Genomic DNA, 21261 nt, shown 5'->3' on the forward strand with positions numbered 1-21261 from the left:
AGTTGAAAGTGCGCAACTTTTCAACATTTGGAAAGACCTGTACCTGCCAAACAACCTTACTCGCCCTCTTCCCGGATATCGCCGCGCATCACCGGATAGCCGAGGTTCATCCAGCCGAAAATGCCTTCCCAGAGGACGGCGGTCTTGCTGTATCCCCGCTCCTGGAGTTTTCCGATTACATGGTCGGCGGCTGCCCGCGGGCAGGAACAATAGGCGACTATCATCACATCCTTGGGCAGATCCTTGACCAGGGCATCAAAGTCGGAATAATAGGGAATCGGGATTGATCCCTCGATATGCACCCGCTGCCAGACCGAAGCGACCCGGGTGTCCAGCAGGACCATTCTCTTTTTGGCCTTGAGCGCGGCGTCAAGATCGGCGGAGGATACATATTTCCCGTCTGACAGGACAAAGTCGGGATCTTCCCCTTCAGGGTTGATGACATACTGATCCGGGGTTGGTATCTTTTTCAGAACAGGTTTCTGTATTTCCCAGCCGTCGGCCCGGCTGCGCAGGAAGGCGGTGACATTGTCGATATCTTCATCAGATAATTTGCCTGTCCAGGCCACCATTGGCGTATCCTGGCGGCCGTTGCGGATGGCATGGCGAATCACTTCGTCGGTATTATGGGCCAAGGCGGACTGGTTGCCAAGGGCCGGGGCGCTTACCCCTTCACCGTTCACGCCATGACATGTGGTGCAATTTTCCTTGTATACCTGCTCTCCCCGTTTGATGTCGCCGCGCACCGGCTCGGTGCTGAGCTTGACCCGTTCTACCCCGGACTGCCAGTAGAGCCAGTACGTCAGGTCCCAGGTTTCGTCCAGGGTCAGCGGACCGCCCACTTCGTCCAGATAGCCGCCCATTGCGGTGCCCACCCGGCCATAGGACATGGGCCGGAGGATGGCATGGGGGACGCCGGATTCCATCAGGCTCTTGCTTTTCAGGGAAGGGGCGTGATCGTTGGCATAGCCTTCCCGGTTTTCACCGTGGCACAGGGCACAATATTTCTGGTAATTGACGGCGGCTCTCTCGCTTTGTTCCGGTGTCAGTTCCCGTGGCGGCGGCAGGGTTTCGTGCGCGGTGGCGATCGAGGTGGTGGCCGGGAGGACCGCAAGGCCGATCAGCAGCGCGGCAAGCTGTTTAACTGATGTCATCTGTTATATTCCCCGTATGTATTATTCTGTCAATTCCGTCTGGTTTGACATTTATTTATTGTAGATTCCTTCTCTTTATAAAGATGACGTCGCAGGGGTTCAAATGAATTGCGAAGAAAACAAAGTCAGAAAGTGCAGGTAATCGCGACTCGGGAATACGAATGAATCTTAGGTCTGTTCTAAGAAAAATGCGAAAAACGCTTATTAATTGACTCTAATCAATTCATTGCCCTGTTAACTGTTTATTAACTATAATGACTAGCCGCCTTCTTCAGAGTCATTTTAGTTTGAGTCCCTTTAAGTTTGCGTTCAGTTATTTCAGAGTCCTGTGGGCGGCTGGATGGCTGCCGTCTTGGCAGCGGGTAACAAGATTAGCAACAATGAGGAAAATATTATGATGCGTACTAAACTGATAGCATATGCCTCCATTTGTGTGGCTGCTTTTACTTATTCGGGATCAGCGTTCGCGCAGGAGGCAGACAACGGCGGCAGCGGGGAGCCTCAAGGCGGGTCTCCGGTGATTGAAGCACCCAAGTCTGCTTCACATGGCTCGGCCATCGCTGATGGTGGCGGACAGAATGCGAACCATCTCGCCTACTCCATAGGCAGTGGTCCGGGCACTGACGTCGGTGTTTCCGAGTCAGATCTGGAAAGCACAAACAGCGTCGCTGCAACCATCGACGGAAACCAGACGATCCTTTCCGGGTCAGGTAACGATGTCAGCAACATGTCGAGTCTCGAAGGTGTGTCGACCGTTGGTCAATCTGCCCTGACACAGAACAGCGGCAACCAGTCCGCCGCCGGTGCCGGTAACGCACTTGGTTTTGTCGTCAACCAGGGGGAAACCAACGAACAAACCGTGCTGAACGGCATTCCTTTGATCGCCGTAACCGTTGATGATATCACAATCAGCGACGCCGACGGCAACAAATCCACTGAACGTCACGGGACTTATACCGAAACGCCGGGGGAAAACCTGCAGGCAGCTGTGGGTGATGGTGTCGCCAGCGCGGCCGGTGGTGGCCTGAACTCTGACCACACATCCTGGACGGTCGGTGCCGGTAGTGGCAATGACGTTGGTTTTGACCGCTCCCGCATGGTCAGTTCAAACCTGGTTCTGGCATCAGTGACGTCGAACGTCACCAGCATCAGTGCAGGCGAAGGGGCCAACATGGTCAACCAGGCCAGCAGCCTGCTGAATGTCACGTCCGAAGGCCAGACCGCGATTGCCCAGAACACAGGCAACAATTCCGTTGTGGGCGCAGGGAACTCCATTACCTTCATCGCGAACTTCAATGCGTTGGATGGTGGCAGTCTCCCCGATTCCTGATCAATCCAGAAACGGGTGACGGCATTCTGCCGCCACCCGAATTTCCGCTCAACGACTTGAAGTGGAGAATTCATATGTCTAGCATTACTATAAGGCTGGCGTTCTTTTTGTGTTGTGGACTGGTGCCGGGAATCGTTTTTTCGCCCGCTTATGCGGATGAAGATATCGCGGCATTCCCGGCTGCTAAAAAAGCAAGCCCGGAAGCATTGGATGACGCGCGGGGCATGGCGAACCCGTTCAATCCAGGCGAAGTGACAAACTCATCTGAAGTCAGCGGCAACAGTGTCATTTATAACGGCGATGCCGAGGTCACACAGACCAACACAATTGACAATGCCTTCAATCATTCGGCGTCGATCTCTACGGTCGTTCAAAACGCCGGTAACAACGTTCTTATCGAGAATGCAACGAATATTTTCATTACCATCAATTCAAAACCCGGGGGTAACTGAGGGTGATGAAGGGGCTGGGTATTCTTTTCATCCTCTTTACCTGTCTGGGGGGTGGTACAAACCTGTCCGGTGCGGCCGAAATGGAAGTGCGGCTGCCGGGCGGGGCGGTGGCACATGTGGAAGTCAACAGTATACGCGAACAACGTTTCCGGGACGTGGTCGAGCAGCGTTATGATATGAGCTGCGGGTCGGGGGCGCTTGCGACCCTGTTGACCTATCATTACGGCCAGCCGGTCGCCGAAGAGGAGCTGTTCGTCGCCATGTTCAAGGCCGGGGACCAGCAGGCAATCCGGGAGAAGGGTTTTTCCCTGCTTGATATCAAGAAATACCTGGAGAACCAGGGCTATGTCGCCAACGGATTTTATGAATCCCTGGATACCCTGAAGGGGGTGGGAATTCCGGCAATCGTCCTGATCAATCTGGGCGGATATCAGCATTTCGTTGTCGTCAAAGGCGTTACCGACAGCGAGGTTCTGGTCGGCGACCCGGCCTTCGGGCTCAGGATTTACGATCGCACCGCGTTCGAGGCGATGTGGAACGGGCTGCTGTTTGTCATCGAAAATAAAATGCAGCTGGCGCGACCGACCTTTAATCTCGCGTCGGCCTGGAGCACGAGACCAAAAGCGCCGTTGCGAGATATCCGCGCGACCAAGGTGTTGATGCTGCAGCCCTGGATGCTTAAATCAACGAACGAATTCTGACGGGATAATGATGACGGAACCATTGAAAAACAGGAGGATGATACGGCCCGGTGTTTCGACGCTGCTGGCTGTGTTTTCGCTGTTGTGGTTTGCGTCACCGGTACTGGCTGAAGATATGGGGTCTTCTGTTTTTTCTGCCGCGGTAAAAGAGAGTGAGCTGGCAAAGATGCGCGGCGGTTTTGCGCTTGGCAATGGCACAGTGGTCTATTTTGCGATCGTGGCGCACACGGAAGTCAATGGCGTAAATGTCAACCAGTGGAGTTGGAGCAACAGCGATACCAATCCCCTGCAAACCACCATAGTGCAGGTCGGTGAAAACAATGTCATGACGCCGGACAGCATTGCCGGCGCTCCGTCCATCGCGAACATCATTCAGAACACACAGAATGATGTCGTCATCCGCCGCAGCGTCGACATTTTTATGAACTTGTCGATAGCTGACACTTTAGCCTCTGATATCCAGAGTCAGGCCCTGCTCGGTCTGGATACCTTGTTATCGATGCAGTAGATACGCTATAACAATAAGAATTCTCGTCAAAAACAGGGGCTGGCGAAGACATGCATAAAAATCACAGTTTGAGGGGGAGACAAGTGACAACCGGGGCCTTGCCATTTGTGGGTACTTTGTTTCTTGCAGGTCTTGTTTTGTCGGCCCCGGCTATTGCCCAGCAGGCCGGGCACACTGAGCCGTCAGCCGTTAACACCCTGTCGATCGAAGAAATTGTCCGTCAGCAACAGGCCGTGCTCGCAGAACAGGAACGGCGCCTTGCCGAGCAGGAGAAGGCGCTTGCTGAACAGCGCAATGCGCTGAGGGCGCAGCAGCAGCGCATAGATGCGCTGGTGGCCTATATCCAGCAGACGATGGCGCAGGCGCAGCAACAAACTGCCCAGCCTCCGCAGGAACATGCACAGCCTGTACAGGAAAATGTCCAGACTGCGCAACAAAGCGTCAAGGCCGCACCGCCTGATCAATCGCCCGAACTGTCGTCAGCCCCCGAACCGGATGTGGTCGGGGAGCGGCCGCCGGAAAAGAAACCTGAAGTCACGGTGCTTGCGGATCGCGGCGGGGTTCTGATCTCGGCAGCGGCAGGTTTTCCATCGAGCCTTCGATTGAATATTTCCGTGCCGATGTGGACCGGGCGGAAGTCACCGGCTTTACCATCCTGCCCGGCATTCTGATCGGCAATGTGACCGTTCGCCAGGCCAACAGGGATACCCTGGTGCCGTCGCTGACCACGCGTTACGGCATCACCAATCGCCTCGAGGTCGAAGCCAAGGTTCCCTTTGTCTATCGCAACGATACCACAATCGGACGCCCGGTCGGCGAACCGGCAAGCGCCGATCTGTTGTCCAGTGCCAGCGGGTCCGACATCGGCGACGTCGAACTTGCCCTGCATTATCAGATTAACAGTGGAGGCGGCGGCTGGCCGTTTCTGGTCGGCAATCTTCGCCTGAAGGCCCCGACAGGCAGCGATCCGTTTGAGGTTGCGCGCGATCCCGTCACCGGTGTTGAACTAGAGCTGCCGACCGGGACCGGTTTCTGGAGCGTGCAGCCGAGTCTGACCGCCATTTTCCCGTCCGACCCGGCGGTGCTGTTTGCCAACCTGAACTATACCTGGAATATGAAGCGCACCATCGGCGGAATCTACGGCGTCGTCGATCCCGGTGACAGCATCGGTGCCAGCCTGGGGCTTGGTCTCGCGCTCAATGACAAGCTATCGGTCAGCGCCAGCTATGATCACAGTATCGTCATGAAAACCAGACAGAACGGGGAATATTCGCCGGTCGCCAGCACGTTGCAGCTCGGCACCCTGTTGTTTGGCGGCAGCTACCGTTTCTCGGATAAAAGCAGCATCAGCCTGACCATCGGCACCGGCATCACCGAGGATGCCCCCGACCTGCGGGTCAGTATACGCTATCCCTATACCTTCTGAGGGGGGGACTCGTTTGTAACAGCGCTTACAGCATTCGTGGCTGGTTTCTGTTGTTTTTCACTCCTCACGCCTTTATAAAGGCCTTATGCAGATATTCAACGGGATAATTTCCGACCGCGGATCCAGATATGCGGTATCGGGCGGGGCCTGTGCGTCGCCTGAGGAGGCCCGGGTTTTTATCAAAGAGCTTTGCCGCAACAAGAAGTTCGCCAGGGCCACCCATAACAGCTGGGCGTTTATCCACGAAGGTACTCCGGTCAAGAATGATGACGGCGAGGCCGGGGCCGGGCTGGTGATCGTGCGTATGCTGGAGCGGGAGAAGCTTGAAAACCATATTGTGGTGGTCACCCGCTGGTACGGCGGCAAGCATCTGGGCGGCGACCGCTTCCGCCATGTCCAGGACGCGGTGCGTTATTACCTGGATCATTCTTCCCAAAAGCATGATCCAGAGGATGGATCTTCGTAAAGGGCATTGATGTCTGAGGGGTGTGATGCAACAGCCTAGGCGAACAATGGTTCATACCGAAATTCAGAAACCTCTTGAAACCAGCAGGATGGCCGGGGGAAAGTGGTTCCCAAGAGTGGCTGCTAAAAAAAGGTGATTTTTAAAAGTCGTATATATGTTCGAGTTTAATCTTCTTTGCCTTGATCGTTCTTAAAGCCTCCGCCAAATCAGATACAGCCAATTCAACAACAAATCTATATTGACCAGGGATAGTAATAATAGGTTGGATAAAGAGTGTTTTGGCCTTGATGCTGAGCGGTTCCCAATCGGCAGAAGACCATACGCTGAGGACAATAGTCCCTCTGTTTCCTGCAATCTCGACAAAGTTTTCACCTTTAAGAGCGTGACCATTAGACGCATAGGTGAAGGGTCTGTATCTGGGTAACATCAAGAGTTCATTCTTGTCTGTTATGACAGATGTTTGGTGTATAGGAGCTTCGAAGCTAGCCCCTGTACCCTGTCCAATGACCCATGCATAAAAGGCTTTGATAAGATATTCGGACGTCAGGAAGTATTTGCGTTCCAGCTTCCGGATCATGTCAGGAGCAAAGAAACTTGTATCGGTCCACAGATTGGAAAGGCTACCCATGAAATCAAATTCATACCATGGGCGTTCAAGTATAAAGTCAGCATAACTCTGTGCTTCCTGATGGGCAATTCTGTCTTCATCAGTCATGCCATGGGTGCGTGTTGCCTCAGATAGTCTGCCGAATGTAAGTTCATAGGCACCTTTTACCCCATATTCCGCTGTTGTGCTGATACCAATTACCGAAACCACAGTATGATATTCGCCATTGAACGGATAGTCCTCTTTCACCCGATCGTACACGGCTTTATAACTTTGCCAGAACTGGCCAATATGGGCGAAGTAGGGGAACCCGCTGGGCTTATTGTTTTCAAGATAAGATGCATATTCTGTCGGGCTGTGAACCAGATACCATTCTGGAAAGGTCAGAAAGGTTTGATCCCCTGAACGGACATGGTCCTCGGGTGTGGTAAGATCCCCAGCATTCGCGGCTAATGTAATCAAGGAAAAAAGAAGGGCCAGTAGGAGTAATTTAGGCATCTTTGTCTCGCTTGTTGCATTTTATGAAGGCCATCAGGACGTTATCGGAAGGGTCATGGTCCTGATACAGGCGCTGCCCCTGATCCTTTAAGCCGCAATCTTCCACAAGGCTGACCCAATGGTCTAACCCTTGAAAGTAACGTGGTTCATCAGTATTCGTTTTCCAGGTTTCACCCGTTCCAGCATTGAAAACAGTATGGACAAGTGCAACTAATTCCTTCATCTCGTCTGATGCAGAGTCATGATCTCGGAGAATGAATACCCCGCCGGGACGAAGAGTGCGGGCAATTGAATCCACATAGGCTTTTTGTTTTCCTGGCTCAATATGATGAAGGCCAATATAACATGTCACTAGGTCAAGGCTTTCCGAGGGGATTTGATCCTTGGAAATTGGGGCATAGTCATTCAGGTCAAAATAGGGCCCAAATTCCGAAACTTGACCACGATCAATAATGTCGGGTGGTGACTTTGTTGGGGCGATATAGTTGGTAAAATATGCTGTGCCCTTGAATTTTAAAAGTTTTTTGAGAGCGCTGTAATATCGTCCAGTCGAGCCAATCTCCAGATAGCCATTATAAGTGCGTTCTGACTCCAGCAACGAAACAGTCTGTCCGCTTATAACGGCCTTTTGTTTTCTTAATGCGGGTAGTGCATATGTAAAATCAGCCAGTGCGGGTTTAATGGTCGGAAGGTTGGCTTGAATATATTTGTAGATTTCTTCGTCAGTATTGAACTGATGGACTGCCTCAATAATCATTGTGTGAAAACGATCCTCAGGGAACAGTCGAAAGACATTCTGTAAAAATAAATAAAAGCGATCTCTCCAGTAAACACTTTTATAGATTTTGTGAAATTCAGAGGCAGGCTTTTCAGCAGGTTCTTCAACGCGCTTGTCAGGGCCATAATATGCATCCCAAAGCACATTTCGGAATCGAAAGTCGGGATCGTATTTGCTTTTCAGGCTAAACAATTCTCGTGCTCGGGGGTATGCAGCGTGAAATTGCTCGTGTGTTGCATGGGCTTGATAGGGTAAATAGTAGGTTCCGTTATGCTCCAGAACCGCACTAATGAGCGCTCTCGTCCATAGTGCAACGCGTTGCCGTGCATTTTCCCTGGTACGTTGTTTATAATATAGGACAAATGCGAACACCTCATCATTTGCCCAAGCCATTAAACTGCCAGGATCTTTTTTAGCATGGCGAATTGATATGTTGATTACATTTACCTTATAGCGATTGAGAATTTCAGACATTTTCGAAGTGAATGCTTCAAATTCTTTAATCGGTACAAAATACTCCTGTAAAACATAAGTTCTTTTCTCGCGAGATAGTGGCTCAAGTTCTGCCACATCATACCCTGCTTCGTAGTTACGCCAGTGTATTTTCTTTGAGGTGAACAATAATGGATCAATGATATGCTCTCGCACCCAGTTCCCGCTCAATGTTTCAGAAAAACGCCAAAAAAAGTATTTTTCAATCCAATAGGATCGAGTGACCGGGTGAAGGCGGGTACGCGTGGTGGCCGCCTTTTTTGTCCGACTCCATGTTACTGCGTTCACCTTGGAGTAATGGTCAGGATATAGGTCAGCATTATGGAACACTGCGGCGTCAGAACTGCGAATATTATCTACAAAATAATTTAGATAATCTGATGTTTTCATGCGCTTCGAGGTGCGTTCTAAGCGTTCATTTTCAACAAGGTCCAGCTTGGCCTCAACAATAATACCCAGTCCGCCATAGCCTCCTATGGCTCCAAAAAATATTTCACTATTTTCTGTGGGAGTGGCCTTGATAACAGAGCCATCTCCCAGCACTAATTTCAGCCACCTGACCGACATAATTAATGGGCCCAGTCCAATGTAACGGCCATGGCAATTAACGCCTAATGAACCGCCAACAGTGAAGTTGGCATATGTCTGCATTATTTTTACAGATAGGTTATGAGGGTCAATGAACTTTTGTATATCACACCATCTTATGCCGGCCTGCACTTGGATATATTTCTCTTCAGGATTAAATAGAAGTACCTTGTTCATTAGGCGCATATCGATGTGAAGACTGTCACGGCTGGTCGTTTGCCCCCCCATACTAAACCGACCGCCGCCAATCGATATTGGCCCATCGCCTCGCTTTACCGCAGTGATGACATCATCGGTTGTTTGAGGCTTGACTACGGCCCATACAGGGACAGGATTGAGGCCAGTAACATCATTTATGATTGTGCTGTTCATTATAGACTACCCTCACTTTACGGTTAGATAATCGTAGTTAGCTTCAAGAGGGTTCTCACCGTAGCTATTATCACCGACAGTACCCTTTAGTAAGCCAAGCTCAATGAAAGTCCAAATAGGTCCAATAACAGGTATGATCACCAGCAACAACCACCAAGCTGCCTTGTCTCTGTCATGTAATCTTTTTGCAGAGAGGTTTATAGCTCCAATGAAAAACAGAAGCGTTGGGAGCCATGTTTTATCCGGCCCTAGAAGAGATTCTATGCCTGTAAAAACTAGCCAGAATACCGTCCAGTAGGGAAGGGAAATTGACCAGTAACGAGAGCGGCTCATTCGGCCAGATGTGGTAAAAAATACATCGAAAAAGGATAATAATATCTCATGCCTAGCCATGACACCCCCGGCGCTTGTGAATTTATTCACTATAAGTAGAGATTATTCGTTGGTCAATGTGAGTACGGATTTGCCACTATGGGCTGTCGCGTCCCAAAAGATTCTTGGCGCCTTTCCTGCGCTTCGTTCAGGCCGAACAGCGGTCCTGACCGCTAGCACAGAAACCATTAAAAAACCCCGCACGCTGGCGGGGTGTTTTAAATGGTGCCCGGGGGCGGATTTGAACCACCGACACGCGGATTTTCAATCCGCTGCTCTACCCCTGAGCTACCCGGGCACAAGGGGCCAAAGCCTCGCAATCGAGGCAAGCCGCTGCGTTATAGGAAAAAAGGCTGCGACTGTCCAGCCCCGAAATTCAAAAAATGCATTTTTGTGACAAGGACTTGAGTTGAAAAGACTTCCCGGCCCCAGGCGCCGGCTTCAGTAGTCTTCTTCGTCGCTGGAAATGACGGTCGGGGCCTCGTTGGTGGGAATCGCGTAACTGCCCTTGAGCCAGCGGCCGAGATCGATATCGGCGCAACGGGCGGAACAGAACGGCAGATATTTTTCCGTTTCCGGCAGCTGCTTGCAGATGGGGCAGGCGGCGTTGTTGTTGGCGGGTTTTTTACTGGTCACGTTTATCCTCCTCGAGCGTCAGCTGGCTGCCGGTGCGCCGGGTAAACTCTTCCTTATAGGTGGGATGTTTCCTGATCCAGTCAAGGACCGCCGCCGGCCCCTTGAGGCTGCAGGGTTTGCCCGGCTCTCTCTCGGCATCCAGTGTCGCTTCGCGCAGCAGCTCCAGCGCCCGGGTGGCCACATTGGGCTGCGGCACCCGTGCGGTCAGCATTTTTGCGCCCAGCGAAGTTACATCCGCCTTGCGGATCAGCTCCAGCAGCCCGAAGGCGGAGATGTTAGACCGCTGTGTTTGCTGCGGATCGGCCTGGATCAGGTTGTCGATCACATCCATCAGGGCGGTTACCTCGCCCTTGCCCGACATATTGACAAAGTCGATCACAATAAGGCCGCCGATGGCCCGGAGCCGGAGCTGGCGGAAGATTTCCCGCGCCGCTTCCCGGTTGAGGCGCAGGATCTGCTGTTCTCGGTCGGTGGAGAGCAGCGCTCCGCCGGTATTGACGTCGACGGCGGTCAGGGCCTCGGTCTCCTCGATGGTGATCCAGCCGCCGCTGTTGAGCGGAAGGCGTTTTTCAAACAGGGACTCGAGGTCGTCCTCCACGCCATACTGGCTGAAAATATCTTCGCCCGCCGCGGCCTGTTGCAGCCGCCCGGTCAGTTCGGGGGCAAAACTCCCGGTCCACTCATGGGCCTTCTTCATGTCGGCGGCATGATCGAAAATAACGGCCTCCAGGGAATTGCTGGAGAAGGTGCGCATGATCTGGCTGAGGGGCTCCGGCCCCTGGGCCAGAAGTTTCGGCGCAATGGTAACCGCGAGGTTTTTTTCGATGGCCTTCCATTGTCCGAGCAGCCTGTCCGCCATGTCGGCCAGCTGTTGGTCCGGCAGGTCGGCGGCTTCGGTGCGGAAGGTCAGGCCCAGGCCGCCCAGTTCGAGGCTCTCGCCAAAGCTTTTCAGGGCATGACGGCGGTCCGGATCCTTGATGCGGCTGGACACAAAGGCGCCGGCCCTGAACGGATGCAGCACCAGGCCCGAGGAATGCAGTTCGATCCGGCCGGTGAGGGAGGCTTCCTTGCCGTCCACGGGATCACGGGTGACCTGTACGATAATTTTCTGGCCTTCACTGACCAGCTGGGTCAGGTCTTTTGGTTTTTTGGCCGGTTTTTTCTGTGTCTTGTCGCCGCCCGCCGGTTTGGGCAGCAGTTTAAGCGGCAGGAAACCCTCCGGTCCGTTTTCCAGTTCCACGAAAGCGGCCTGCAGTTCCCGGCTCACCGACCTGATGCGGCCCAGATAAATGGCGCCCACATAGGATGGTTCGTGATCCCGGTACAAGCGTATTTCCACCGGCCGGTTGTCTTCCAGAAGGGCGCAGCGGATTTCGCCCGGGGCGCTGGTGACAAGGAGTTTGCGGCTCATGAGTTTTTGCTCCGGTAGCCGCAGCCGTCCAGCATATTGGCGGTTTCGAACAGCGGCAGGCCGACTACATTGCTGTAGGAACCGTTGATGGATTTGACAAAACGCCCGGCCAGGCCTTGGATGGCATAGGCGCCGGCCTTGCCCTGCCACTCGCCGGAGGCGATGTAGCTGTCAATGTCCCGCTGTGCCAGCCGTTTCAGGCTGACCGCGGTCATGACCGCCCGGCTGAGGATCTTGCCCTCCGGGGTGATCAGGCACAGGCCGGAGTAGACCCGGTGACGGCGTCCGCTCAGCATTTTAAGGAATTTACGGGCTTCCCGTTCATCCTGCGGCTTGCCAAGAATGCGCCGGCCCAGCGCCACGACGGTGTCGGAAGCGAGGATATAGGAAGTCTTGTTTTCGGGCAGGGCGGCGACAGCCTGCGCCTTTTCAATGGCGAGTCGTTCCGCCATGGGGCGCGGCAGTTCATCCTTCTGCGGCGTTTCATCGATTTCGGCCGGGCAGACCTGGTCGGGCACAATGCCGATCTGGGCCAGAAGCTCGAGCCGCCGCGGCGAGGCGGACGCCAGAATCAGGGGGATATGTCGGGAAGCGGATTCGGTCATGATATCAGAATAGCCGAAGCCGGGGACTTCTGGGAAGGGGGCGCAGTCCGTGTTTCACCGACCGCCTTATTTAAAGCGATAGGTGATCCGGCCTTTGCTCAGATCATAGGGAGTCATTTCCACGGTGACCTGGTCACCGGCCAGAACGCGGATGCGGTTTTTGCGCATTTTACCTGCCGTATGAGCGAGGATTTCGTGGTCATTCTCCAGTTTGACACGGAACATGGCATTGGGCAGAAGTTCCACCACGGTTCCGTTCATCTCAAGAAGGTCTTCTTTAGCCATCTGGGCTCCTAAATTCTAAAACTATGTTTCCATTCAATATGTAAACGGCATTTTCCATGGCAGAAAATATGCCACATGCCGAAAAATGCAACCATTATTATGGGATTCGGGCTAAAAATGGCGTTTCTTTCGCCAAATACAAGGGCAGTGCCTAAAGTCCGGGGGATTGCATGACGTCAAAACGCTCAAGTATCCGCTCCTTGAGCATTTCCCGAACTTTGCGGTATCCCTCAAGAATCAGGTCGCGGCTGCCGCCGGCCAGAGTCGGGTCAAGGGTCGGCCAGTATTCCACGTCACAGGCCATGGTTCGGGTCCAGTCCAGCGCCTTGTGGTGGGCCTCGGGACTGAGGCTGATGATCAGGTCGAAGGATGAGTCCTCAAGCTGGTCCAGCCCCTTGGGCACATGATCCGAAATATCAAGTCCGATTTCCTCCATCACACTGGCGGCAAAGGGATTGACCGTATCGGAGTCAGGGCGAATGCCGACACTGTCCACAAACATCCGGTGGCCGCAGTAATGGCGGGTCAGAACCTCTGCCATCGGGGAGCGTACAGCATTGAAGTTGCACATGAACAGGACACTTTGAATCTCGTCGGCAGGCAGGTGTACCGGCTTGTCCGGAAGAGGGGGACGTTTAAATTCCGTCATCCGGGTTACCTTATCTGCAGGACGCAGATCAGCGTAAACAGGCGGCGGGCTGTATCCATGTCCAGTTCCACCTTTTCCGCAAGCCGTTCCATCAGAAGTTCGGACCCCTGGTTATGCAATCCGCGCCGGCCCATGTCGATGGCCTCGATTTGCCGGGGACTGGCACTTTTGATGGCCGTGTAATAGCTGTCGCAGATCAGGAAATATTCCTTGATGATACGCCGGAAGGGGGTCAGCGGCAGAACGATATTGGTCAGGGGATCCCTGTTTTCCGTGCTGATATCGAAAACCAGACGATTGTCTTCCATGCGCAGGAGAAGCCGGAACGGACCCTCGTAACCGTTTTCCAGTTCGGCCAGGGGAAAGAACAGATTATCTTCCAGAAGGTCAAAGATGGCGACCCGCCGCTCATGCTCGATATCGGCGTTACGGCGGATAATGCTCGATTCATCCAGCTCAATATGGCAAATGCGCTGTTTTGATGTCTCGGCGGTCATCATTGTCCCCTAGATGTCAATCGCTTTTGTCCAGCCGGATTGAAATGGATTGTCCATGCGCCTGCAAACCCTCTTCATTGGCGAGGATCACAGCGGCAGGACCGATCCGGGCCAGACTTTCCTGACTGCATTCTATCAGAGTATTTCTTTTCATGAAGTTAAGGGCGCTCAGGCCCGAGGTGAAGCGGGCGTTGCGGGCGGTCGGCAAAACATGGTTCGGTCCGGCCACATAGTCGCCTATGGCTTCCGGCGTATAACGACCGAGGAAGATTGATCCGGCATGTTTCATGTCCCGGGCAAGTTCCCGCGCATTGTCCACGGCAAGCTCCAGGTGCTCAGGGGCCAGCCGGTTGACCAGCGGGGCGGCCTCGGAAAGATCGCCGACCACGATGATGGCGCCGTGATCATCCCAGCTGGTGCGGGCGATGGTGGCCCGGGGCAGGGTGGCAAGGTGATCCTCGACCGCATCAGCGACCATCTTTGCGAAAACCTCGTCATCGGTGATCAGGATGCTCTGCGCCACCTCGTCATGTTCCGCCTGGCTGAGCAGATCCATGGCGATCCAGCGGGGATCGTTTTTACCGTCGGCTACCACCAGGATTTCGGACGGTCCGGCAATCATGTCGATGCCGACAGTGCCGAAGACTTCCCGTTTGGCCGCCGCCACATAGGCGTTGCCTGGGCCGGTAATAACATCCACCGGTGATATTGTTTCGGTGCCATACGCGAGGGCGCCGACGGCCTGGGCGCCGCCGATCCTGTAGATCTCGGTGACACCGGCAAGCTCTGCCGCCACCAGCACAAGTGGATTAAGGAAGCCGTCCGGGGCCGGGACCACCATGACGATGCGGTCCACGCCCGCGGCCTTGGCCGGAATGGCGTTCATCAGCACGGAGGACGGATAAACCGCCTTGCCGCCGGGGACATAAATACCGGCGGCATCGACCGCACTCCAGCGGGCGCCGACAGTGACCCCCGCCTCGTCGGTAAAACTGTCATCCTCGGGCAGGTGCCGTTTGTGAAAGACCTCGATCCGTGCTGCGGCTTCCTGCAGGGCGGTCATGACGTCATCGCTGACCTGTGCCCGGGCCGCCGCGATTTCTTCGGCGCTGACCCGCATGGTTTCGGGGGTAAGCTCGAGCCGGTCAAACCGGGACGTATAATCGATGACGGCGGCATCGCCGCGTTTGCGCACATCGTCAAGGATCGCTTTTACCGCGTCAGAGACATCCTGATCGGATTCTCTTTTGCTGTTGAGCAGGGCAATGAAGTCCTCCTCAAAGCCCGGTTTGCGATTGTCCAGCTTACTTACCATTGAGGGCCTCGCCTATACTGGTCAGGATCTCGCTGATTTCCTCGTTCCGGGTCTTGAACGCCGTGCGATTGACGATGAAGCGGCTGGTGATGTCGACAATCTTCTCGATTTCCACCAGGCCATTGGCCTTGAGTGTCGAACCGGTGCTGACCAGATCCACGATCCGGCGGCACAGGCCGAGGCTCGGGGCCAGTTCCATGGCGCCGTTCAGCTTGATACATTCCGCCTGTACCCCGCGTCCGGCAAAATGCTTGCGGGTCAGGTTGGGGTATTTTGTCGCTACCCGGATATGGCTCCAGCGGCTGGGATCGTCATGCTTGCTGAGATCGGCAAGCTCTGCGACCGACAGGCGGCAATGGCCGATATTCAGGTCCAGCGGTGCGTAAATCTCCGGGTAGTCGAATTCCATCAGTACGTCATTGCCGGCAACACCCATCTGGGCGGCGCCGAAGGCAACGAAGGTGGCCACATCAAAGCTTCTGACCCGAATGATTTTGAGATGGGGATGATTGGTCTCGAACGCCAGCTTGCGGGACTTCGGGTTGTCGAAATCCGCTTCGGGGATAATGCCGGCACCACGGATGATGGGCATGACTTCTTCGAGGATACGGCCTTTTGGCAGGGCCATAATCATCTGTTCCGGTGTATTGTCTGGCTTTGACAACATTTTTCTCCTGGCACTCACTTTTAAATTTCAAAAGTCGCCCACTTTTACGCAATTGCGTCCCAAGAAGCCAGCATTGAATCCATGCTTTTGGGAAGAAAAGATGCTGGTTGCGGTGAAAAAGGGGTAAAAATCCGGTTCAGTCCCGGAGAGATTCCAGAATCTTGTGTTTCGGATGGCATTTTGCCGGCCAGGGGTGGCCGATGTCCTGCATCTGGGCATTAATGATTTCCGTCTCCAGCCGAACGACTTCATCACCGGCGAAAATCAGGTCGATGAGCCAGTTGCCGTTCTCTGCCTGTCTGGCTTCAACGGTGAGAAGCTCAAGCACGTGGGATTTCAGGGTAACGGGGAAATTCTGGCGGCTGACTTTGAGCACGTCGTTGAAATGCAGTCCGGTCCGTATCCGACAGCAGGCGTTGCTTTCCACGTCCAGCGGTTTGCCGGTCTCGCTGCAGGTCTGTTCCCAGGTATAGCGATTGAGCATCAGCACAAAGCGGCGCTCGGCGGGAAGATAGGTGATATCCTCCATGACGGTTACCGCGTCCTGCAGATAGGCCGCCATAACAAGCAGATCTTCCTCGTCTTCCGCCTTGAGTCTCAATGGATTAAACATAGGCTCCTTCCCCAACCGTTTCACCATACTATAGCGTCAGAATCAGACGGCGTCAGCCTTTTCCCGGATAATTTTTGCACCGCACCCGGTCAGTTTCTCGACAAGTCCTTCATAACCGCGGTCCAGGTGGTAGATACGATTGACAAAGGTATCGCCCTCGGCGGCCAGTCCGGCCAGCACCAGCGACATGGAGGCGCGAAGGTCGGTGGCCATGACCGGTGCGCCCAGCAGCTTCCTGACCCCGCGCACCGTGGCGGTATTGCCGTGTACGGTAATGTCGGCGCCCATGCGGGCAAGTTCCGGCACATGCATGAAACGGTTTTCAAAGATGGTTTCGGTAATAACCGAGGCCCCGTCGCACAGGGTCATCAGGGCCATGACCTGGGCCTGCATGTCGGTGGGGAAGCCGGGATAGGGCTGGGTCACCACATTGATGCCGCGAATGCGGTCGCTTTTCAGCCAGCACATCAGGCCTCTGTCGGTTTCTTCAAAGCCGAGGCCGGCATCCTTCAGCACATCATAGCTGCCGGTCAGAACCGGTTTGAGTTTTTCCCCGAGCAGTTCAATACGGCCATTGGTGATGGCGGCGGCGACGGCATAGCTTCCGGCTTCGATCCGGTCCGGCATGACGCTGTGTTCCGCGCCGTGCAGGCTGGATACTCCTTCAACGGTCAGGGTCTCCGTGCCGATGCCGGTGATCCTGGCACCCATGCCGTTCAGGCAATGAGCGAGGTCGGAAATTTCCGGTTCCCGGGCCGCATTCTCAATCACGGTTGTGCCTTCAGCCAGGGTCGCGGCCATCAGGATATTTTCGGTGGCGCCGACCGACACCAGGGGGAAATGAACGGTGCCGCCCTTTAGCCGGCCGCCGGGCGCATGGGCCCGCACGTACCCTTCCTTAAGCTCGATCTCCGCGCCCATTTCCTGAAATCCCTTGAGGTGCAGGTCGATGGGCCGGTTGCCGATGGCGCAGCCGCCGGGCAGCGACACGGTGGCCTCGCCTTCACGCGCCAGCAGGGGCCCGAGCACCAGGATGCTGGCCCGCATCTTGCGCACAATGTCATAGGGCGCGACGGTGCTGGTGATGTCCGGGGTGGAAAGGGACAGGCTCTGGCCGCCGCCCAGGGGGCCGCCGTCATGCTCAACCGTCAGGCTGGCGCCGTGCCCCTTCAGCAGATCGGACAGGGTTCGGATATCGGCCAGTTGCGGCAGGTTGGAAAGAACAAGGTTATCTTTTGTCAGAAGTCCGGCACACATGAGCGGCAGGGCCGCATTCTTGGCCCCGCTGATGGGCAGCTGTCCTTCAAGGCGTTCACCGCCGGTAATGACCAGTCGGTCCATATTAGTCCTTACAATTTGGGAAGAGTAACGCCGGTCTGGCCCATATATTTGCCGGAGCGCATTTTATAGGAGACCTCGCAGGGTTCATTGCCCTGCAGGAACAGGAACTGGCAGGCGCCCTCGTTGGCATAGATTTTAGCCGGCAGTGGCGTGGTGTTGGAAAATTCCAGCGTCACATGGCCTTCCCAGCCGGGCTCCAGCGGGGTCACATTGACGATGATGCCGCAGCGGGCATAGGTGGATTTGCCGAGGCAGATCACCAGCACATCCTCGGGGATGCGGAAATATTCCACGGTCCGGGCGAGGGCGAAACTGTTCGGCGGAATGATACAGACGTCGTTCGGCCGGTCGACAAAGCTTTTCTGGGAAAAATCCTTGGGATCGACGACGGCGCTGTCCACATTGGTGAAGATCTTGAATTCCTCGGACACCCGGGCGTCATAACCGTAAGAGGACAGGCCATAGGAAATCACGCCTTCCCGGTTCTGCCGGTCGACAAAGGGTTCAATCATGCCTTCGTTTTGGGCTTTTTCCCTGATCCATTTATCGGACATAATGGCCATCTGGTGTAATCCTTTTAAATAATATTTCCGTTTTCTGTCTTAGCCCAGATAAATTGGGCTGACAAGTCAGGAGTCTTCGGAGGGGCCTTTGCCGGGAGACCTTGGAGCCGGGGCCGGTTTCCGGCTCTGGATTTTGCGTCGTTTCAGATTTTCCCGCAGCGCCTCGGCCAGCCGTTCCTGCTGTTCCTGTCTGGGGTCTTTGTTTTTGTCTGTCATCTATCGTCTGTCTTTGGGTTATGGCCGCAAAAGGGGGGCGGAATATGGCTTCCCCGGCAGCGGCGGCAGCGTTGTTTTCCCTTTTTACGCACTTGTCCGGCTTTTCGCAATTATTTCCATTATTAGGTCTTGCACAGGGCAAAAAGCTATGGCATGTTCCGCGCCATTCCGGCAGGAGTCTTATGCGGACACCTGCCCGCCCGTCTTTCGGGCCGCTGTAGCTCAGTGGTAGAGCGCGTCATTGGTAATGACGAGGCCGAGAGTTCAATTCTCTCCAGCGGCACCATTTCTTTCAAAAGTTTCCGGTAGTCGCTGAAGGCGTCATATTGCCGGCCCCTGAGTTTCCCCTAGATCTTGCGCACTCCCCCCGGTCTGCACTTTACCCGCCGGTAATTATCCCGGTTTATTTTTTCCGGGCAGATGAAAATTTTCCGATCGGTATGTTTCCTGTTGAATAAATCCGTGCAAAGCTGGTTTAATGGTCCCTATCAACTTCAAAGGTAAAAACAGTTTTACAGGTCAGGGGAGAGAGTGCGAATGTCAGTCGCCAAACATCACGCCATTTTATTCGAGCCCGTTGCCATTGGGCCGGTGACGGCGCCGAACCGGTTCTACCAGGTGCCGCAGTGCAACGGCATGGGGCACAGATATCCGGAATCCATGGCGGCCATGCGTGAAATGAAAGCAGAAGGCGGCTGGGGCACGGTCTGCACCGAAGAATGTGAAATACATCCCGGCAGTGATTTGTCGCCCGGCGCCCTGATGCGTCTGTGGGATGACAGCGACCTGCCGACACATATCAACATGGTGGACAAGGTGCATGTACACGGGTCACTGGCCGGAATCGAACTTGTGCACAACGGATCCCATGCGAGTAATGATTTCTCCCGCATAGTGCCTGTCGCACCGACCCATATTCCCTGTGACAATGACCCGTATCAGGCGAGGGAGATGAGCAAGGCTGACATCAAATCTTTCCGCCAATGGCATCGGGATGCCGCCCTGCGCGCCAGGCAGGCGGGATATGACATCATCTATACCTATGCCGGTCACAACTATACCCTGCTGATGAAGTTCCTGTCTGCCCGCTATAATCAGCGCAGTGACGAATATGGCGGATGTCTGGAAAACCGCGTGCGCCTGCTGAAGGAGGTTCTGATGGATACCAGGGACGCCGTCGGAGACAAATGTGCTGTCGCGCTGCGGCTTGCCGTGGATGAGTTGATGGGATCCGAGGGATTGCGCTGCGAGGAGGAGGGACGCGAGATTGTTTCCCTGCTGGCCGATATTCCCGACCTGTGGGACGTGAATTTGTCCGGATGGGAAAATGATACCCAGGGGTCACGCTGGGCAAAGGAAGGTTATCAGGAAGATTTCGTCCGGTTCGTCAAGCAAACCACTAGTAAACCCGTGGTTGGCGTGGGCCGGTTTACATCCCCGGATACAATGGTTTCAATGATCAGACGGGGCGTGATCGACCTCATTGGCGCGGCCAGGCCGTCGATTGCCGATCCGTTTCTGCCGCAGAAGATCAAACAGGGCCGAACCGATGAAATTCGGGAATGTATCGGATGCAATATGTGTACGGTCGGCGACTTCAAGGGAGTGCCCATCCGGTGCACCCAGAATCCCACCATGGGCGAGGAATTCAGAAAAGGCTGGCATCCGGAAAAAATAGACCCCGCCCGCTCGGAAGATAAAGTCCTGGTGGTTGGTGCCGGACCGGCCGGACTTGAATGCGCCCTTGCGCTCGCGAACCGTGGATATGAGGTGGTGCTGGCTGAGAAAAGCAAGATCCTCGGCGGTCACCTGCATCATGTCGCCACCGGCCTGCCGGGGCTGCAGGAATGGATCAGGGTGGTTGACTACCGCAGCCTGCTGCTTTCCCGCCATCCCCGGGTGAATATTTACCGCGACAGTCCGCTGACGTCTGAAGATATACTCGCTTTTGGTTTCGAAAGGGTAGTGATTTCCACAGGCGCCCGCTGGCGCACTGATGGTCTGGGACGCAGTCATTATATGCCAATTCCGGTTGACGGGTCGTGCCAGGTGCTGTCTGTTGATGACATCCTCAAAGGTCGGGTGCCGGACGCAGGGCGGACTGTTGTCGTGTATGATGACGACCATTATTTCATGGCAAACTGTATCGCCGAGAAACTGCATGATCAGGGATGCAGGGTTATCTATGTGACGACAGAGGATCGTGTGGCCGGGTGGACCGAACAAACCCTGGAACAAAGGCGTATTCAGGCGAGGTTACTGAACCTGGGTGTCGAAATTATCTGCAGCCGCAATATTGTGGAAATCCGGCAGGGTAAATTTCATCTAAGCTGTACCTATACTGACCGGCCGTCAGAACTGCAGGCGGACTGTTTTATACCGGTCACGTCCCGGGCACCGCAGGATGCTCTCTATCAGGATTATCTGAGTCAACCGCAGGTATACAGGGCGACCGGTATTAAAGAGGTTGTGGCAATCGGAGATTGTTTTGCGCCGGGCACCATCGCCCAGGCGGTCTACTCCGGCCATCAGTATGCGCGACAGCTGGATAATCCCGTCGATATCAGCCTTCACTTCAAACGGGAAAATAATCTGGTGTTCTCTGGATAAAAATGCCTGGCGACCTGTTTAAGGTCGAATGGTTTAAGTCACCAAACTCATAAGAATATAAAGTTATTCAGATATTAAGAATACCTAAACTTATTGTATATAAGGTATT

At 54.5% G+C, this 21261-nt stretch carries 24 protein-coding genes and 2 tRNA genes; 9 read left to right on the top strand and 17 right to left on the bottom strand.

Annotated elements, in window-relative coordinates; translation table 11 throughout:
* Positions 1-56: 56 nt before the first annotated feature.
* Positions 57-1154 (bottom strand): c-type cytochrome, encoded by a 1098-nt coding sequence (locus ACORNT_RS05800; protein ID WP_321396645.1) that lies wholly within the window; start codon positions 1152-1154, stop codon positions 57-59.
* A 394-nt stretch (positions 1155-1548) separates the two neighbouring features.
* On the opposite strand from ACORNT_RS05800, the gene ACORNT_RS05805 reads away from it, so the two are divergent.
* The 7 genes from ACORNT_RS05805 (at position 1549) to ACORNT_RS05835 (ending at position 6037) form a co-directional block, all read left to right on the top strand.
* Positions 1549-2484 carry a hypothetical protein gene (locus tag ACORNT_RS05805; protein WP_321396648.1) on the top strand — a complete coding sequence of 312 codons (936 nt, stop codon included), beginning with the start codon at positions 1549-1551 and terminating at the stop codon, positions 2482-2484.
* A gap of 74 nt (positions 2485-2558) precedes the next feature.
* Positions 2559-2936: a hypothetical protein gene (locus ACORNT_RS05810; protein ID WP_321396651.1), complete on the top strand. Its 378-nt coding sequence runs from the start codon at positions 2559-2561 to the stop codon at positions 2934-2936.
* Between the two features lie 5 nt (positions 2937-2941).
* On the top strand, positions 2942-3637 hold the full coding sequence (locus ACORNT_RS05815) for a C39 family peptidase (RefSeq protein ID WP_321398052.1): 696 nt from the start codon (positions 2942-2944) through the stop codon (positions 3635-3637).
* Between the two features lie 7 nt (positions 3638-3644).
* Positions 3645-4145 (top strand): hypothetical protein, encoded by a 501-nt coding sequence (locus ACORNT_RS05820; RefSeq protein WP_321396654.1) that lies wholly within the window; start codon positions 3645-3647, stop codon positions 4143-4145.
* Between the two features lie 107 nt (positions 4146-4252).
* Entirely contained in the window at positions 4253-4816 is a 564-nt protein-coding gene (locus ACORNT_RS05825) for a hypothetical protein (RefSeq protein ID WP_321396657.1), read from the top strand.
* On the top strand, positions 4768-5571 hold the full coding sequence (locus ACORNT_RS05830; RefSeq protein WP_321396659.1) for a transporter: 804 nt from the start codon (positions 4768-4770) through the stop codon (positions 5569-5571). Before ACORNT_RS05825 ends, ACORNT_RS05830 begins: the two co-directional genes overlap by 49 nt.
* 85 nt (positions 5572-5656) lie before the next feature.
* Positions 5657-6037 (top strand): YigZ family protein, encoded by a 381-nt coding sequence (locus ACORNT_RS05835; protein WP_321396662.1) that lies wholly within the window; start codon positions 5657-5659, stop codon positions 6035-6037.
* Between the two features lie 139 nt (positions 6038-6176).
* On the opposite strand, the gene ACORNT_RS05840 is transcribed toward ACORNT_RS05835, so the two are convergent.
* The 16 genes from ACORNT_RS05840 to ACORNT_RS05915 form a co-directional block, all read right to left on the bottom strand.
* Positions 6177-7142: a hypothetical protein gene (locus ACORNT_RS05840; protein ID WP_321396665.1), complete on the bottom strand. Its 966-nt coding sequence runs from the start codon at positions 7140-7142 to the stop codon at positions 6177-6179.
* On the bottom strand, positions 7135-9372 hold the full coding sequence (locus ACORNT_RS05845; RefSeq protein ID WP_321396668.1) for an FAD-binding protein: 2238 nt from the start codon (positions 9370-9372) through the stop codon (positions 7135-7137). The genes ACORNT_RS05840 and ACORNT_RS05845 overlap by 8 nt, the downstream gene beginning before the upstream one ends.
* Before the next feature lie 12 nt (positions 9373-9384).
* On the bottom strand, positions 9385-9765 hold the full coding sequence (locus tag ACORNT_RS05850) for a DUF805 domain-containing protein (RefSeq protein ID WP_321396671.1): 381 nt from the start codon (positions 9763-9765) through the stop codon (positions 9385-9387).
* A gap of 202 nt (positions 9766-9967) precedes the next feature.
* Positions 9968-10042, bottom strand: a tRNA-Phe gene (locus ACORNT_RS05855).
* A 143-nt stretch (positions 10043-10185) separates the two neighbouring features.
* Positions 10186-10380, bottom strand: coding sequence for a DNA gyrase inhibitor YacG (locus tag ACORNT_RS05860; RefSeq protein ID WP_321396674.1), 195 nt, complete (start codon positions 10378-10380; stop codon positions 10186-10188).
* Complete coding sequence (locus ACORNT_RS05865) at positions 10370-11791, bottom strand: ribonuclease E/G (protein ID WP_321396677.1); 1422 nt, start codon at positions 11789-11791, stop codon at positions 10370-10372. The genes ACORNT_RS05860 and ACORNT_RS05865 overlap by 11 nt, the downstream gene beginning before the upstream one ends.
* On the bottom strand, positions 11788-12396 hold the full coding sequence (locus tag ACORNT_RS05870) for a nucleoside triphosphate pyrophosphatase (RefSeq protein WP_321396680.1): 609 nt from the start codon (positions 12394-12396) through the stop codon (positions 11788-11790). The genes ACORNT_RS05865 and ACORNT_RS05870 overlap by 4 nt, the downstream gene beginning before the upstream one ends.
* Before the next feature lie 66 nt (positions 12397-12462).
* Positions 12463-12681 carry a translation initiation factor IF-1 gene (gene infA, locus ACORNT_RS05875; RefSeq protein WP_321396683.1) on the bottom strand — a complete coding sequence of 73 codons (219 nt, stop codon included), beginning with the start codon at positions 12679-12681 and terminating at the stop codon, positions 12463-12465.
* A 151-nt stretch (positions 12682-12832) separates the two neighbouring features.
* Positions 12833-13330: an arsenate reductase ArsC gene (locus ACORNT_RS05880; protein WP_321396686.1), complete on the bottom strand. Its 498-nt coding sequence runs from the start codon at positions 13328-13330 to the stop codon at positions 12833-12835.
* Between the two features lie 5 nt (positions 13331-13335).
* Positions 13336-13830 (bottom strand): UPF0262 family protein, encoded by a 495-nt coding sequence (locus ACORNT_RS05885; RefSeq protein WP_321396689.1) that lies wholly within the window; start codon positions 13828-13830, stop codon positions 13336-13338.
* A gap of 13 nt (positions 13831-13843) precedes the next feature.
* Positions 13844-15142, bottom strand: a complete 1299-nt coding sequence (gene hisD / locus ACORNT_RS05890) for a histidinol dehydrogenase (RefSeq protein ID WP_321396692.1) — start codon at positions 15140-15142, stop codon at positions 13844-13846.
* Positions 15132-15809 (bottom strand): ATP phosphoribosyltransferase, encoded by a 678-nt coding sequence (gene hisG, locus ACORNT_RS05895; protein WP_321396695.1) that lies wholly within the window; start codon positions 15807-15809, stop codon positions 15132-15134. The genes hisD and hisG overlap by 11 nt, the downstream gene beginning before the upstream one ends.
* A 136-nt stretch (positions 15810-15945) precedes the next feature.
* Positions 15946-16422 (bottom strand): DUF2948 family protein, encoded by a 477-nt coding sequence (locus ACORNT_RS05900; protein WP_321396697.1) that lies wholly within the window; start codon positions 16420-16422, stop codon positions 15946-15948.
* 42 nt (positions 16423-16464) lie between these two features.
* A complete protein-coding gene (gene murA, locus ACORNT_RS05905; protein ID WP_321396700.1) occupies positions 16465-17763 on the bottom strand; it encodes a UDP-N-acetylglucosamine 1-carboxyvinyltransferase in 1299 nt (432 codons plus the stop codon).
* Positions 17764-17771: 8 nt separating this feature from the next.
* Complete coding sequence (gene dcd / locus ACORNT_RS05910; protein ID WP_321396703.1) at positions 17772-18326, bottom strand: dCTP deaminase; 555 nt, start codon at positions 18324-18326, stop codon at positions 17772-17774.
* 66 nt (positions 18327-18392) lie between these two features.
* Positions 18393-18542, bottom strand: a complete 150-nt coding sequence (locus tag ACORNT_RS05915; RefSeq protein WP_321396706.1) for a hypothetical protein — start codon at positions 18540-18542, stop codon at positions 18393-18395.
* A gap of 211 nt (positions 18543-18753) precedes the next feature.
* Between ACORNT_RS05915 and ACORNT_RS05920 the strand changes: the two genes are divergently transcribed.
* Positions 18754-18828 (top strand) — tRNA-Thr (locus ACORNT_RS05920).
* A 251-nt stretch (positions 18829-19079) separates the two neighbouring features.
* A complete protein-coding gene (locus ACORNT_RS05925; RefSeq protein ID WP_321396709.1) occupies positions 19080-21152 on the top strand; it encodes an FAD-dependent oxidoreductase in 2073 nt (690 codons plus the stop codon).
* Positions 21153-21261 lie beyond the last annotated feature (109 nt).

This window comes from Emcibacter sp. (assembly GCF_963675455.1).
GTDB lineage: Bacteria > Pseudomonadota > Alphaproteobacteria > Sphingomonadales > Emcibacteraceae > Emcibacter.

Bases quoted from the DNA above. Each gene is read 5' to 3' on its own strand.
- ACORNT_RS05800 (WP_321396645.1), bottom strand. From the start codon at position 1,154: ATGACATCAGTTAAACAGCTTGCCGCGCTGCTGATCGGCCTTGCGGTC.
- ACORNT_RS05805 (WP_321396648.1), top strand. From the start codon at position 1,549: ATGATGCGTACTAAACTGATAGCATATGCCTCCATTTGTGTGGCTGCT.
- ACORNT_RS05810 (WP_321396651.1), top strand. From the start codon at position 2,559: ATGTCTAGCATTACTATAAGGCTGGCGTTCTTTTTGTGTTGTGGACTG.
- ACORNT_RS05815 (WP_321398052.1), top strand. From the start codon at position 2,942: ATGAAGGGGCTGGGTATTCTTTTCATCCTCTTTACCTGTCTGGGGGGT.
- ACORNT_RS05820 (WP_321396654.1), top strand. From the start codon at position 3,645: ATGATGACGGAACCATTGAAAAACAGGAGGATGATACGGCCCGGTGTT.
- ACORNT_RS05835 (WP_321396662.1), top strand. From the start codon at position 5,657: ATGCAGATATTCAACGGGATAATTTCCGACCGCGGATCCAGATATGCG.
- ACORNT_RS05840 (WP_321396665.1), bottom strand. From the start codon at position 7,142: ATGCCTAAATTACTCCTACTGGCCCTTCTTTTTTCCTTGATTACATTA.
- ACORNT_RS05845 (WP_321396668.1), bottom strand. From the start codon at position 9,372: ATGAACAGCACAATCATAAATGATGTTACTGGCCTCAATCCTGTCCCT.
- ACORNT_RS05850 (WP_321396671.1), bottom strand. From the start codon at position 9,765: ATGGCTAGGCATGAGATATTATTATCCTTTTTCGATGTATTTTTTACC.
- ACORNT_RS05865 (WP_321396677.1), bottom strand. From the start codon at position 11,791: ATGAGCCGCAAACTCCTTGTCACCAGCGCCCCGGGCGAAATCCGCTGC.
- ACORNT_RS05870 (WP_321396680.1), bottom strand. From the start codon at position 12,396: ATGACCGAATCCGCTTCCCGACATATCCCCCTGATTCTGGCGTCCGCC.
- infA (WP_321396683.1), bottom strand. From the start codon at position 12,681: ATGGCTAAAGAAGACCTTCTTGAGATGAACGGAACCGTGGTGGAACTT.
- ACORNT_RS05880 (WP_321396686.1), bottom strand. From the start codon at position 13,330: ATGACGGAATTTAAACGTCCCCCTCTTCCGGACAAGCCGGTACACCTG.
- ACORNT_RS05885 (WP_321396689.1), bottom strand. From the start codon at position 13,830: ATGATGACCGCCGAGACATCAAAACAGCGCATTTGCCATATTGAGCTG.
- hisD (WP_321396692.1), bottom strand. From the start codon at position 15,142: ATGGTAAGTAAGCTGGACAATCGCAAACCGGGCTTTGAGGAGGACTTC.
- hisG (WP_321396695.1), bottom strand. From the start codon at position 15,809: ATGTTGTCAAAGCCAGACAATACACCGGAACAGATGATTATGGCCCTG.
- ACORNT_RS05900 (WP_321396697.1), bottom strand. From the start codon at position 16,422: ATGTTTAATCCATTGAGACTCAAGGCGGAAGACGAGGAAGATCTGCTT.
- murA (WP_321396700.1), bottom strand. From the start codon at position 17,763: ATGGACCGACTGGTCATTACCGGCGGTGAACGCCTTGAAGGACAGCTG.
- dcd (WP_321396703.1), bottom strand. From the start codon at position 18,326: ATGGCCATTATGTCCGATAAATGGATCAGGGAAAAAGCCCAAAACGAA.
- ACORNT_RS05915 (WP_321396706.1), bottom strand. From the start codon at position 18,542: ATGACAGACAAAAACAAAGACCCCAGACAGGAACAGCAGGAACGGCTG.
- ACORNT_RS05925 (WP_321396709.1), top strand. From the start codon at position 19,080: ATGTCAGTCGCCAAACATCACGCCATTTTATTCGAGCCCGTTGCCATT.